This is a genomic window from Fusibacter bizertensis (assembly GCF_029914245.1).
In the GTDB taxonomy this organism is placed as follows: Bacteria; Bacillota; Clostridia; order Peptostreptococcales; family Acidaminobacteraceae; genus Fusibacter_C; species Fusibacter_C bizertensis.
The window spans coordinates 456517-469179 of record NZ_JARYZI010000001.1 but is presented as its reverse complement, the minus strand read 5'-3'; the positions used below and the strand labels follow the sequence as shown (position 1 = coordinate 469179).

The 12663-nt window shown below is 37.3% G+C and carries 12 protein-coding genes; 9 read left to right on the top strand and 3 right to left on the bottom strand.

What is annotated here, in order from left to right:
* The first annotated feature begins 3 nt into the window (after positions 1-3).
* Positions 4-1032, top strand: coding sequence for a site-specific integrase (locus QE109_RS02410; RefSeq protein ID WP_281092779.1), 1029 nt, complete (start codon positions 4-6; stop codon positions 1030-1032).
* A gap of 454 nt (positions 1033-1486) precedes the next feature.
* Here QE109_RS02410 and QE109_RS02405 read toward each other — a convergent pair whose 3' ends face one another.
* Positions 1487-1825 (bottom strand): hypothetical protein, encoded by a 339-nt coding sequence (locus tag QE109_RS02405; RefSeq protein WP_281092778.1) that lies wholly within the window; start codon positions 1823-1825, stop codon positions 1487-1489.
* A gap of 1348 nt (positions 1826-3173) precedes the next feature.
* Here QE109_RS02405 and aroF point away from each other — a divergent pair.
* The 4 genes from aroF (at position 3174) to pheA (ending at position 8231) form a co-directional block, all read left to right on the top strand.
* Positions 3174-4175, top strand: coding sequence for a 3-deoxy-7-phosphoheptulonate synthase (aroF, locus tag QE109_RS02400; protein WP_281092777.1), 1002 nt, complete (start codon positions 3174-3176; stop codon positions 4173-4175).
* 9 nt (positions 4176-4184) lie between these two features.
* The gene (locus QE109_RS02395) at positions 4185-5465 is read left to right on the top strand and encodes a prephenate dehydrogenase (protein WP_281092776.1); all 1281 of its coding nucleotides are present in this window, start codon (positions 4185-4187) and stop codon (positions 5463-5465) included.
* Between the two features lie 464 nt (positions 5466-5929).
* Positions 5930-7231, top strand: a complete 1302-nt coding sequence (aroA, locus tag QE109_RS02390) for a 3-phosphoshikimate 1-carboxyvinyltransferase (RefSeq protein ID WP_281092981.1) — start codon at positions 5930-5932, stop codon at positions 7229-7231.
* Complete coding sequence (pheA, locus tag QE109_RS02385; RefSeq protein ID WP_281092775.1) at positions 7209-8231, top strand: prephenate dehydratase; 1023 nt, start codon at positions 7209-7211, stop codon at positions 8229-8231. Before aroA ends, pheA begins: the two co-directional genes overlap by 23 nt.
* Positions 8232-8306: 75 nt before the next feature.
* Here the strand turns inward: pheA and QE109_RS02380 are convergent, their stop codons facing one another.
* Both QE109_RS02380 and QE109_RS02375 read right to left on the bottom strand, forming a co-directional pair.
* Positions 8307-8576: a hypothetical protein gene (locus QE109_RS02380; RefSeq protein ID WP_281092774.1), complete on the bottom strand. Its 270-nt coding sequence runs from the start codon at positions 8574-8576 to the stop codon at positions 8307-8309.
* The gene (locus QE109_RS02375; RefSeq protein WP_281092773.1) at positions 8573-8755 is read right to left on the bottom strand and encodes a hypothetical protein; all 183 of its coding nucleotides are present in this window, start codon (positions 8753-8755) and stop codon (positions 8573-8575) included. Before QE109_RS02375 ends, QE109_RS02380 begins: the two co-directional genes overlap by 4 nt.
* Before the next feature lie 276 nt (positions 8756-9031).
* On the opposite strand from QE109_RS02375, the gene QE109_RS02370 reads away from it, so the two are divergent.
* From QE109_RS02370 to QE109_RS02355, 4 genes are all read left to right on the top strand, one after another.
* Positions 9032-9682 (top strand): hypothetical protein, encoded by a 651-nt coding sequence (locus QE109_RS02370; protein WP_281092772.1) that lies wholly within the window; start codon positions 9032-9034, stop codon positions 9680-9682.
* Between the two features lie 231 nt (positions 9683-9913).
* Positions 9914-11026: a tyrosine-type recombinase/integrase gene (locus tag QE109_RS02365; RefSeq protein ID WP_281092771.1), complete on the top strand. Its 1113-nt coding sequence runs from the start codon at positions 9914-9916 to the stop codon at positions 11024-11026.
* Between the two features lie 71 nt (positions 11027-11097).
* Positions 11098-11754 carry a hypothetical protein gene (locus QE109_RS02360; RefSeq protein ID WP_281092770.1) on the top strand — a complete coding sequence of 219 codons (657 nt, stop codon included), beginning with the start codon at positions 11098-11100 and terminating at the stop codon, positions 11752-11754.
* 138 nt (positions 11755-11892) lie between these two features.
* The gene (locus tag QE109_RS02355) at positions 11893-12657 is read left to right on the top strand and encodes a hypothetical protein (RefSeq protein WP_281092769.1); all 765 of its coding nucleotides are present in this window, start codon (positions 11893-11895) and stop codon (positions 12655-12657) included.
* The last annotated feature ends 6 nt before the right edge of the window (positions 12658-12663 follow it).

Genomic DNA, 12663 nt, shown 5'->3' with positions numbered 1-12663 from the left:
ATCGTGAGAGAAAAGATGATTACGATAATTGAACAAGATTTTGGGAACCAACTCACAATTCACAAGTACAATCAATATGTTCCTAAACTAAGGGATTATTTTATACCATATGTATTGGAACGAAATGAATTTGACATGGATTTAACTGAAGTTTTTGGAAAGGTTTTTAACAGAAATTCTATTATCCAAAGTGCAGTTTATTATATTCAAAAAAATGAAAATGTGAGTAGCAAGTCAGCGATTGATGATTTTCTTATTGCACTGAATCAACTCTTTGAGCGCGTTCTTTTTGATAAGTATCCCAATGAAGCGGTGGAGCGTTTAGCCCCATTTGCTACACTTGCTGACGAGGTTGAAGTTAGATTAAATGCCCTTGGTGTGACACTTAAGGAGCGTGAGGCTTATCCGCCTATTGATCAAGCTCAATTTCAATTTATCATCAATCAAGTCGAAGCTTTAAACTCAAATAATTTTAAAGCGATGAGCATACGGATTGTTGTTAAGTTACTGCTTTTATATGGTTTAAATGTCGATAGAATTTCATCTATAGCTGTACAGGATTATGATGTGATAAGGAGAGTATTAAAGATTCATTATCATGATTTTACTGATCGTGTCATTCAACTTGAATTACCGTTTTCACTGGTTAAGGATCTTGAGATTTATATGAAATTAAGAGCTGAACAAAATTTTGAGGGACTGGATTTACTATTTTTGAAAGTTTCCGGAAAACCCGTTAGGCATGATTTGGCACATGAGTTTCTTGGTGATGTTAAGACGGCTTATGAAAAAGAATATGGTGAAAAAATAATCAGTAAGAATCCATTTACTTTAACGGGACTCCAAAAATATGCGATTATCAATATGATTTTAGAGGGAATGAATCAATCGGTAATCATCGCTCTGACGGGACTAAAAGAACATGTCATTAATGATTGTCAAAGAGAGGTAGATAAACAAAGTGCGCTCAACCGCAATCGCTATATCAACTACAAGGTCCGCGGCACAAAGACTTTTGAGATGCTGTCATAATAGAGGGTCAAAGATCAAGGTCAAAGGTCGAAGGTTAAAGTCAAGGTCGAAGGTCAAAGTCAAGGTCAAAGTCAAAGTCAAAATCAAATTTATGGCATGTTCAATCAAAAGACCAACTTCAAATGAAATCTTTTAGTCCCAGTCCTCGGTTATTGCGAATTAGGATTCGCAAACCATAACCTGCGGAAGGACTTTCAGATTTATTTGATAGCTGGTCTTTTTTTATGGACTATGTACTGATATTTGATGAACCTTAATCCTTAATCCTTAATCCTTAATCCTTAATCCTTAACCCTTAAGTCTTGAATCTTAAGTCTTGAACCTTGAACCTTGAACCTTGAACCTTGAAACTTAAACCTTAAACCTTAAACCTTAAACCTCAAACCTTAAACTTTGACTTTTGAACTATTGAAATGGATTTGATTATGATTTTATAACTTGGGAGTACAGAAGACTATTTCATGTGAAAAAACAAAAAATGACTTCCCTTATATTTAATGTGATTATAGATCATAGGTGGAGAAATCGCTTCAAGTTCTTTTATAACTTTTTGAAGTAGTTCAGCTTGTTTTATCATATCGTTGTTGTTTAGATAAGTTTGCTGATTTTGATTATTTTGCTGATCTTGATATGTATTATATTCAAGATTATTTTCAAGCGTATTTATAATCTGTTTTAACTTATCAGCTGATTCTAGCATGTTAGTGTTGTTCTCATCTTCACTATATTTCTCAGCAAAAGATGGCATCATTAGAAGTGATATCATTAAACAAAATAAAAGAATTTTCTTCATAACAACCTCCTATGTATGAATTGTATTAGTAAATGATTCTATACCTATAGATTATCACTATGAAAAAGCGTGTCAAGATGAATCATTTAAATTATGAACTGACTTAAATAATTCAAATTTCATCATCAATAGAAGCATTCAGCCTAAGTCCTCGGTTATTGCAAACTGTGTTTGCAAACCATAACCTGCGGAAGGACTTTCAGATTTATTGCTGACAAAATTTGTGAGCCATTATAAATCAAGTTTCATACCAATTTACATATATATTCAATTTGAAAATTAGATAATTAAGACAGTGTAATTGGTAAGTTGTATTTCAGTATATAGTTCAAGTCCAAGTTCAAGTACTTGTTTTAACTGGAGTTCATGTACAATTCAACGTAAGAATCAAAGCATAATTCTAGCATAAGTCACATGGCATTTACAAAAGCTCAACTCACTTGTCATAGTAGCGCGCCAAAGGCCAGCTACAAATAAATCTGAAAGTCCTTCCGCAGACTAGCTTTTGAGAATCTTGATTCGAAATAGTCGAGGACTGGGACTGAAAGATTCTATTTGTAGCTGACCTTTGCTCTGATTACATGACAGTGCCTTTGAACTTGCTCTTGAACTTACCTTTGAACTTACCTTTGAACTTACCTTTGAACTTGCCCATGAACTTACACATTAATTTGACCTTAAAATAAATCCACAAAAAGTTGACAAATGAAATCACCCAAGTATATAATACATAACAATATATGTTCGTCGGGTTCATAACTTTGAAAGAGGTATTTTGATGAGAAACTTAACTATAAAAAACAAACTCAACAATTTTTATAGCTTTAACTTTTACTGCAGCTTTTTTTATTTTAGCTACAGCTTTTTCTCATACAAAAAATCGAAGTTTCAAAGCTATATTAACCTAAGGGTAAACGCCATTCAGATGATTTGTGCATCGTAAGATGACATGAAAAAAGTGAGTTAAGGAGTTCCTATATGGGAGCTCCTTTTTTTATTGAAGTCACAATGATAATTTTATCCAAGACAAAGCTTACTAAACCGCAAAGGAGAAAACTAATGGATCAGCACACAGTCAAACAAACCAATCAGCAATCACAGCTCCAACTGAGTACTCAAATGTATCGATTTAGTTTTTACTGCAGCTATTACTTTTTTAGCTACAGCTTTTTTGCATACCAAAAATTCAAACAAAATCGATTTACCAAACTTGGAGCAAACACCAACCGAATGTGCATGATATAGCCTAGCTGTATACTGACATGATTTCAAAGGGAGTTTCTTGAAGAAACTTCCTTTTTTATTTACCAAAAAATAAAAAACAAATACGTGGACGGGGGAAAAAACAATGATCGTAGTACTTAAGAGAATCGTAACTGACGAAGAAAAGAGGGATTTAATCCAGATGATTGAAAAAATGGGACTTGAGGTGAAAGATGCTGGCAGTGAAAATCATGGTGTACTTGGACTGGTTGGCGATACCACCAAAGTAGACATCACGCATATTGAGGCACAGCACGTTGTAGACAAAGTGATGAAAGTACAAGAGCCATACAAGCTTGCAAGCAGAACATTTCAACCGATGGATACCGTGATCGATATAGGTGGTCATAAAATAGGCGGCGACAATCTCACCATCATCGGCGGTCCCTGTTCTGTGGAAAGTGAAGAGCAGATCATGCACATCGCAAGGGAAGTCAAAGCAGCGGGTGGACATTTACTGAGAGGTGGCGCATTTAAACCGAGAACCTCACCTTATAGTTTCCAAGGTCTTGGCGAAGAAGGGCTCAAATTTTTAAAAAAAGCAAAAGCAGAAACCGGACTCCCCATCATCACAGAGGCCATGTCCATTGAAGAATTTGACCTCATTGAACAGTATGCTGACATCATCCAGATCGGCGCACGCAATATGCAAAACTTCGCACTTTTAAAGCACGCAGGGCGGTCAAGTAAACCCATCTGTTTAAAGCGCGGCATGTCCGCAACCATAGAAGAATTTTTAATGTCAGCAGAATACATCATGGCATCTGGCAACCCCAATGTGATCTTGTGTGAACGAGGCATCAGAACCTTTGAAAGCTATACACGTAACACGCTTGATTTAGCAGTCGTCTCAGCCATCAAGGAACTTAGCCACTTGCCAATCCTTATTGATCCAAGCCATGCAACGGGCAGATGGCAATTGGTTGAACCGGTCTCAAGAGCAGCAGTAGCCATCGGCGCACACGGCCTGATGATCGAAGTGCACAACGATCCAGAGCACGCACTTAGTGATGGTCAGCAATCACTGAAGCCAGAGCGTTTCACCAAACTCGTCAAAATCGTAGAGAAAATCCATCAAATCGTATAGGGGGCGATGATGAACAACGAAGTAAAAGCAAAAAGCGACAAAAATAGCGACGTAAATAGCGACAAAAATAGCAACAAAAATAGAGACTTAAATAGAGACTTAAATAGAGACTTAAATAGAGACATAAATAAAGATATAAATTTCGAAAATATAGGCATCATAGGACTTGGTCTCATAGGTGGATCGATAGCCAAAGCGCTTAAAAATAGCCCTTACACAGGTAAAATTTTCGGCTTAAGCAATAGCACAAAGACCGTCCAAAAGGCACATGCAGAAGGCGTCATCGACAACGATCAAAACGATTTTCATGAAATTGTAAAAAAATGTGACCTGATCATCCTCGCATCACCCATATGTACCTACGCCAAAATCTTAAAAGACATCAAAAACCACATTCCACCTGACTGTCTCATCACAGATGTCGGAAGCGTCAAGTCATCCGTGCATGCAACCGTCGCAGACATATTAAAAGGCTCTCATCGGTTCATCGGAGGCCATCCTATGGCGGGTTCAGAGAAATCTGGCTACGAAGTATCCAAGGCACATTTATTTGAAAATGCATATTATTTTTTAACGGTGCAAACTGAGGATAAAGAGGTAAATGCGGTTAAAGAGGATATGACTGGCTCAAACGAGATAATCGCATCAGATAATGACCTTCATAGGTTATGGCATCTGGTTGAGCTACTTGGTGGCAAACCGCATCTGATTTCACCTGAGGCACATGATCACATGGTTGCGCGCACGAGCCACTTGCCACATCTTTGCGCAGCGCTCTTGGTGCAGAGTTTGGGAGAAAGTAAAAATGACCTGATTCACTTTGTCGGTGGTGGTTTCAGGGACGCCACACGTATCGCAGCAGGCGATCCAAAACTATGGCGCGATATCCTAAGCGCAAACAAATCGCAGATTTTATCAGCAATGGAAGATCTTTTATCTAATTTGGAAAAGTGCAAAGCCATGATCATGTCAGAGGATACCCGTGGACTAGAAACCTTCTTGACCGAATCAAAATTGGTCCGTGAAGGGATTCCAAAACACCTTGTAGACTCATACGACAAAGAATACGCACTCTATATCGATGTGAAAGATCAACCCGGCGTGATTGCAAAAGTAGCTGGACTAATGGCAGATAACGACATCAACATCAAAGACATCGAGATCATCCATGCACGCGAGCATATTCCAGGGGTTTTAAAAGTAGGGTACTACACTGACAGCGCACTTCAAAATGCCAAGTTACTTTTTAACCATACACTATTTAATTGGTCTGAAGCGTGCAACCTATAAGCAATCACCTAAAATAACAATTTACAACTATGAACCTAAATGTTGAGTTTGTTTATCTCAATATCAATTTTAAACACGAAGTAGTTTTTAAAAATCAAACACATTTTTTCTTGCGTAAAAAATTGTTTATTACAAAATAAATTTCATGTTACTAAATACACTTTAGATTTTATATATATATTTCAAAATTTCAAAAACATTTTAAATTAACAATTGTTTTGATATAAAAATAAAATTATAAAATAAATATATATATAATAGTTATTTTAAATAAAATAATTAATCAATTAAGTTTTATAAAAATAATAAATATATCAAAATAATTAGCGAAAGAAACTTTCAAAATTAAATACTCAAAATTAAATCCTTAAAATAAAGTTCTATTTATTATATAAAATAACAAATAAACATATATCAACAACTGGCAAATATCTACATCAAATAAGGTTAAAACAAGGGGGATTATCATGAAAGTTACGATTCAACCAAATCATCTTGAAGGCGAAATAGTCATACCACCATCTAAAAGTATCAGTCACAGAGCAGTAATTGCAGCGTCTATGGCGAGCGGATACTCAAAACTTGAAAACATCGTGTTTTCAAAAGACATAATAGCAACATGTGATGCCATGCAAGATTTTGGCATCAACGTCAATACTTATCCCGGCCGTGTGGACATCATCTCAGATGGGCACCTAAGAGCGCCGATTCATCCTGTACAGTGTAATGAGTCTGGGTCTACACTTCGGTTTTTAGTCCCATTTGGTGGACTTGTAGATAAGCCCGTGGTTTTCAGTGGAAAGCCCTCGCTTATGTCGAGACCACTAAGTCCGTACTTTGATATCTTCAACAAACAAGGCATTAGATATGAATACAGAGCTAAAATGCCACTACTTGTGGAAGGTGAACTTAAACCGGGGATATACGAAGTGCCTGGGGATGTAAGTTCGCAGTTTATCACTGGACTTATGTTTGCACTCCCATCACTAAAAGAGGATTCACAGATCGTGGTCACATCACCACTTGAGTCGAAACAATATGTGGATATCACCATGGATGTGCTCAAAACATTTGGCGTAGAAATCATCAACCACAACTACGAACACTTTACCATCAAAGGTGGACAGCGCTTTACGCCGCACAACTTCAGAGTAGAAGGCGACTACTCACAAGCAGCTTTCTGGATCGTGGCAGGGCTACTGGACGGAGATTTGACCCTAAAAGACCTAAGCGCACAGTCGCTACAGGGTGATAAAGCCATCTTAGAGATCTGTAAAAGCATGGGCGGAAAAATCATAGAAGAAACATCACAAGCATCTCAAGCATCACAAGCTACACAAACATCCAATCTCCATATCCTCAAATCAGAAACTCATGGCACGGTTATAGACGGTTCACAGTGTCCCGATATCGTCCCAGTATTGGCAGTGCTTGCAGCACTTAGCGAAGGTGAAACTAAGATTATCAATGCGTCAAGACTTAGAATCAAAGAATCAGACAGACTAAAAGCCATCGCAACAGAGCTATCAAAACTAGGTGCAGATATCACTGAAGCGGACGACGGTCTCATCATACAGGGAAAGACCTCACTAAAAGGTGGCATCGTAGACAGCTGGAACGACCACAGAATCGCCATGAGCCTTGCAGTGGCATCGCTTCGCTGTGAAGGAGAAGTCATCATCACAAACAGCAGCGCCATAGACAAATCCTACCCGCATTTCTTCCAAGAATTCAAACGCGTAGGTGGCATTATATCAGAAAATTGAAGGGAAATATAATCAGATGAACATAGAAGTAATAAGTCACGAGATAATAAATCATGAACAAATAAATCATGAACAAATAAATCATGAACAAATAAATCATGAACTAATAAATCACGAGATAATAAATCATGAGCACATAAGGCAAAAGAATGTCAGTTTAGACATGTCCCTATTAAGTGCAGGTTACCAAGGCATAAGAGGTGCTTACAGTGAAGAGGCGCTGATCTCATACTTTGGCGAGGAGATTCAGGCGCAGGCTTTTGACACTTTTGAAGGGGTGTTTAAGGCGGTGAGAGATGGCAAAATCCATTATGGGGTAGTACCGGTTGAAAACTCATCCACTGGAGATATCAAGGATGTGTATGATCTGTTGATTGCACATGATCTCAAAGTCGTAGGTGAACAATACCTTCAAATCAAGCACCATCTTCTGGGGCTGCCGGGCTCTTTGGTGGGTGATATTCAAAAAGTGTATAGCCATACGCAGGGCATCGAACAATGCGGTAGCTTTTTGTCCACACATCCAGCGATTACGCCTGTGGCTTACAGCAATACAGCCAAAAGTGCAGCGCTAGTGGAGGCGACTGGGGATAAACACATCACAGCGATTGGGAGCAGACGCGCAGCGGTGATCTATAACCTCGCCATTTTAAAGGAAAACATCCAAGACAATGTGACCAATTCCACACGGTTTTTAGTGATCGCAAAGGACCACGAGCCAAAAGCGGAGGCGGACCGTTTGAGTTTGGTATTTTCATTACCACACAAAGCAGGGGCGCTATACCATGCGCTTGAGAAATTTGCAGTGCACGATGTCAACCTACTCAGAATCATCTCAAGGCCCATTAAAAATAAGCCATGGTTCTACTTTTTCTTCGTAGATGTGGCAGGAAACCTAGCGGCACCGGAAATCGTAACTGCCATAGAGGAAGTTAAAGACATGAGCGAGTATTTCGCAGTACTTGGAAATTATAAAGAGAATAGCATGCAAAGAGAGTAACATGAAAAGAGAAGGACTTTATGCCCTTCTCTTTTTTGATGGTAGGTGATGAGCATTGATGGAATGTGATGATTATTAAAATAACCTAATAATGAAAACGACGGCGACAAAGAGGATGAGACAGGCTGGCAACACGATTCTAAGTAGAAAAGTTGAAAGGCTTCTGAAGTCTTCGTGTTTTTTATAGACGAGGGCACTAATCACTGCATTTGCAACAAGATATGTAAAAATTAAGTAAGTGAAATCGCCATCGATCTCGTATGCTGCATAGTACCACATCACTAAAAATAAAATAAGAAATAATCCATCAAGAATAGCGATGCTGATATATTTGGGTCTTTTCATGGTTTCTCCTTGTCAATTAGTTTTTTTTCGATGATTTTAAGTCTTTCTTCAATGGCTTTGCTGCGTTTAATGGCTTTGAAAATAAGGTAAGGAATACCAATTACGATGCCAATCAGTAGAGCGGTGTTAAACAGTTGAAAGATAAATGTTCCATTCACTTCGATGACTGCATAGTGCATACAAAAACCTCCCTTTTTAGTTGTTATCATCATTTCTGTTGTAATCATGTCGGTGATGATAGTAACACTCTTATAAAGCGTAGCACGGTAAAAATTAATTTTCAAGTCTAATATAAAGCCTCTAATATGAATGTTATAACTTTATTAAATTTCAAGTAAACCTTGTATATATTCATGTATTTTACCTGCCTATTTGGTAAGATGGAGAAAATAGGGGAATTAATTGCCCCTAAGAAACCGGTTGAATTTTACTTATTATCAGATGAGGAGGAACTTATGAAACGTCTTGGTTTTTTACTGGGAATCGTGATTCTAGTTTTAGCACTGACTGCAGGTTATACTTTATGGTTACATAATAACACGATGACTGTATACAACATAACAGCGCCTGCGGTGATGCTCAACTTATCAAACTATGCACATGATGAAGTCGATATTAACTTCACGGGCAACATCTATCAGGCTATACTTGCTACAAATTTGATGTTTTCAGGAACGCTTACCATAGGTGATGTCACTTATAATCTTATTGACGAAAATGTATTAGAGCTCATACCACTTAAAGGCGACGATTACCATGGTAGTTTTGTAAGTGTTGAGGGTGAACGGGCAAGTATCATCATAAATGCCGATTTTACAAAAGGTTTTATCAAATACTGGCATGTGGTTGATGCTGAGTCAGACGATGACGGATACAATCGATCAACAGTTGAACCGCAAACAGAGGATGATAGTTTAACTGAGATAGACTTGACTGAAATTGATTCAACCGAGACAGGATCAAGCGAGAGCGTTACAGCAGAATATATAGCAGCTGAGCGCTATGTGATTTTTCCATATAAGGGGGAATCGGATCTTGAGCTTAAGCAAATGATCAAAGATTATGAAAATGAGTTTGTGAAAGACTACAACCCAATTCATAATTAGGCAAGATGTATTGGTATAAATTACGATTATTCAGTTTAGGATTTATACCAATTTTATCCTGTTATCATTTGGTAAAAATGTTATAATTGTAGGAGTGGTTGCTGTGATATAAAGGTGACATTACATATAGTTGAATATCCAATATTTTCCACACGCAAGAGTTGTGATATAATCTGATTAATTCCAAATAATGGTAATAAGTGGAATCAGAATTCTTGTAGGGGGATATATATGGAGATCAGTCATGTCAAAGACGAGTTATGGGTTAAGGTTAGGTTTGATGCAGAGATAGTTGCGGCGTTAAGGAAAGTGGGTGGCGGATGGTGGCAGCCTGAAGATAAGGTATGGATCTTTCCAGTTGAGAAGTTTAAGGCGCTTGTGGAACTGAAACAGCAGTTCACTGGCAAAAATCGCCCCGTTCACAAACCGTTACTTTACACATCAAAAGCACCATCACAACGGGTACCTAAATATACTTCAAATGTCAATCCAAAATATGAAGCACCTGTAAAAAGATTAACCAATCGACTAAAAGATCGTTTAGTACTTAAGGGGTATAGCCCTAAAACCATAGAGAGTTATACAGCGCATCTAGCGCGTTTTCTCTATCATAGTGAGCTAAAACATGATGAAGAATCCATCAACAATTATCTGCTCTTTCTATTAGAGGACAAGGACTGTAGCCATTCGTATGTCAATCAAGCGGTCAATGCCATCAAACAGCATCTCAAAAGCATAGGCGAATACCGTGATAACGAAATTATACAGATCCAAAGACCAAAGAAACAATATAAGCTACCCAAGGTACTGGGAAAAACTGAGGTAACTAAACTTTTTAATGTCACTGAAAATCTAAAACACAAAACAGCCCTAATGATGGGGTATTCTTGTGGGATGCGTGTAGGTGAAGTGGCTCATATAAGGCTTGCTGACATCGATTATTCAAGGAATGTCATCTATGTGAGACAGGGAAAGGGCCGAAAAGACAGAATCGTACCACTCTCAGCGACGCTTACTAAGCAACTTTCAAGTTATATCGATCGCTATAGACCTTACGAATACTTATTTGAGAATCCAAACTGCACAGGTCCTATCTCTGAGCGTACCCTTCAAAAGGTATTTCAAGTTAGTTGCGAGAAAGCCAATATCCGTAAAGATGTCTCTTTTCACAGTCTAAGGCATTCTTTTGCGACGCACCTATTAGAATCAGGTGTAGACCTAAGGTATATCCAAGAACTCTTAGGGCACGTTCACAGTAAAACCACGGAAATTTATACCCATGTCTCAAACAAATCTCTCATGGGCATCGTCAATCCACTGGATCAACTTGGATTTGATGAATGATTTGGAAAAGTAGACCGGAAAAGGTGACTGAAACAAGAGACTGAGACTGGAGACCGAAAAAGGAGACGAATATGTTGCTAAACCTGAGCTATATTGCAGTTTTTATATGTTTTTTGGTAATTGTATATGATAAAACGAAGTTAGATTTGAAAGTGAAAATAGCAATTTTAGTTTTATTTGTTGTAATTTGGGGGCTTTATCTGAATTATACTAAGCTAAGTCACAACGCTGAAACTACTGCTGAGTTATCTTATCATTTGATGGTTGACAGCTTAAGAGATATCCATAATTTAGCGAATGAAGAGATCGTAGATCTAGATGGCAATTATAAACTATACTTTTTAATAGACGATTTTTTAGCACATAGTAATCTAGTTCTATTAGAACTAAAATATACCGATCTTGTACCAACCATTCTGAGTGCAAGTGAGAACGCCGAATTAGAAAACTATTTGCAAGCAATTGATAGCTCACTCAGGCGGTATATTTCTTCAGGTCATGCAGTGTTAAGGACTGAAAAGCAGCCTGATAAAAGTGATTATGCAATCTACAATGAATTACAGTCAGAACTTTTAGACCTTTATAGTTATCTGCCAAGGGTTTTGCCAGGTGCTCAAATCATCTATGGTGAAGAATACTATGATCAAGCAAATATTATGAGTATTGTAAAGAGCATAGGTATTACAGCAGAAAGTATAGATGAAATTGTCACTAAGATTTGTGAATAACAAAGATTGATGAATAACAATGATTGATGAATAACAATGATTGATGAATAACAATGATTAATGAGTTACTCCGATTGGTGATTAACTAGGTTGACCGTTTGATTTTCGATTTTAACTACAGATGTGAGGTGTTTATGAATGAAAGATGACTTTAAACCTGAATTGAATGATGAAACGAATTCCAATGTGAAATCGAATGAAAATAAAAATAAAAATGTAAATGAAAAAGCTAATGAAAAAGTAAATAAAAGCTCTAATAAAAATTGGTTTGTGCCTATCATAATTTCAGGTATTTTACTGATCACAATATTTGTTTTAAATGTTAATCAGAAAAATAGAATAGATGATTTGGCAGTTAAGCTTGATGGGGTTACCTTGGAAAGTCATAAAGCGAATGAAGAAATTGCTAAGTTAAGTAGTGCAAATGAAAAGTTGCAAAAAGAGCTTGAGTGGATAAAAGCCTATAATATTGATGAAATGGCACAGGAAATTACGCTCAATAATCGGAAAATAAGTGCGATCAGTGAACTCCTTGATCAATTTTCAAATATCAGCATTTTCAAAGGTAAAGTTGTATCTTATACTGATAGTGAAGCCTTTGTCGTTGAAGTAGAACTAGATGCGGACCAAGAGCAATCGCTTATTTTTATGAGTGATAACAAAAGCAACATTAAAGTTTTACATCAAGAAACGCATCTATGGGTCACTGTTCCGACAGATGCAACGTTTTACGCTGTTGACCAATATGGGTTTGCAGCAACTGAAAGTGGCCAATTTAATGAACTGGTTACTTCAGATTTGTCTGGTACTTTAAAACAATTTTATCCCTATTCTTTTGTCTTTGTGGATGATCAATTGGTTCAAATATATCAGGGATACTTCGATTTTAAAGAAAGGTATTAATTTAGA

What these genes read in the sequence shown, in the direction of transcription:
- QE109_RS02405 (WP_281092778.1), bottom strand. Translation starts at nt 1,825, where the DNA reads ATGAAGAAAATTCTTTTATTTTGTTTAATGATATCACTTCTAATGATG.
- aroF (WP_281092777.1), top strand. Translation starts at nt 3,174, where the DNA reads ATGATCGTAGTACTTAAGAGAATCGTAACTGACGAAGAAAAGAGGGAT.
- QE109_RS02395 (WP_281092776.1), top strand. Translation starts at nt 4,185, where the DNA reads ATGAACAACGAAGTAAAAGCAAAAAGCGACAAAAATAGCGACGTAAAT.
- QE109_RS02380 (WP_281092774.1), bottom strand. Translation starts at nt 8,576, where the DNA reads ATGAAAAGACCCAAATATATCAGCATCGCTATTCTTGATGGATTATTT.
- QE109_RS02375 (WP_281092773.1), bottom strand. Translation starts at nt 8,755, where the DNA reads ATGCACTATGCAGTCATCGAAGTGAATGGAACATTTATCTTTCAACTG.
- QE109_RS02370 (WP_281092772.1), top strand. Translation starts at nt 9,032, where the DNA reads ATGAAACGTCTTGGTTTTTTACTGGGAATCGTGATTCTAGTTTTAGCA.
- QE109_RS02365 (WP_281092771.1), top strand. Translation starts at nt 9,914, where the DNA reads ATGGAGATCAGTCATGTCAAAGACGAGTTATGGGTTAAGGTTAGGTTT.
- QE109_RS02360 (WP_281092770.1), top strand. Translation starts at nt 11,098, where the DNA reads ATGTTGCTAAACCTGAGCTATATTGCAGTTTTTATATGTTTTTTGGTA.
- QE109_RS02355 (WP_281092769.1), top strand. Translation starts at nt 11,893, where the DNA reads ATGAAAGATGACTTTAAACCTGAATTGAATGATGAAACGAATTCCAAT.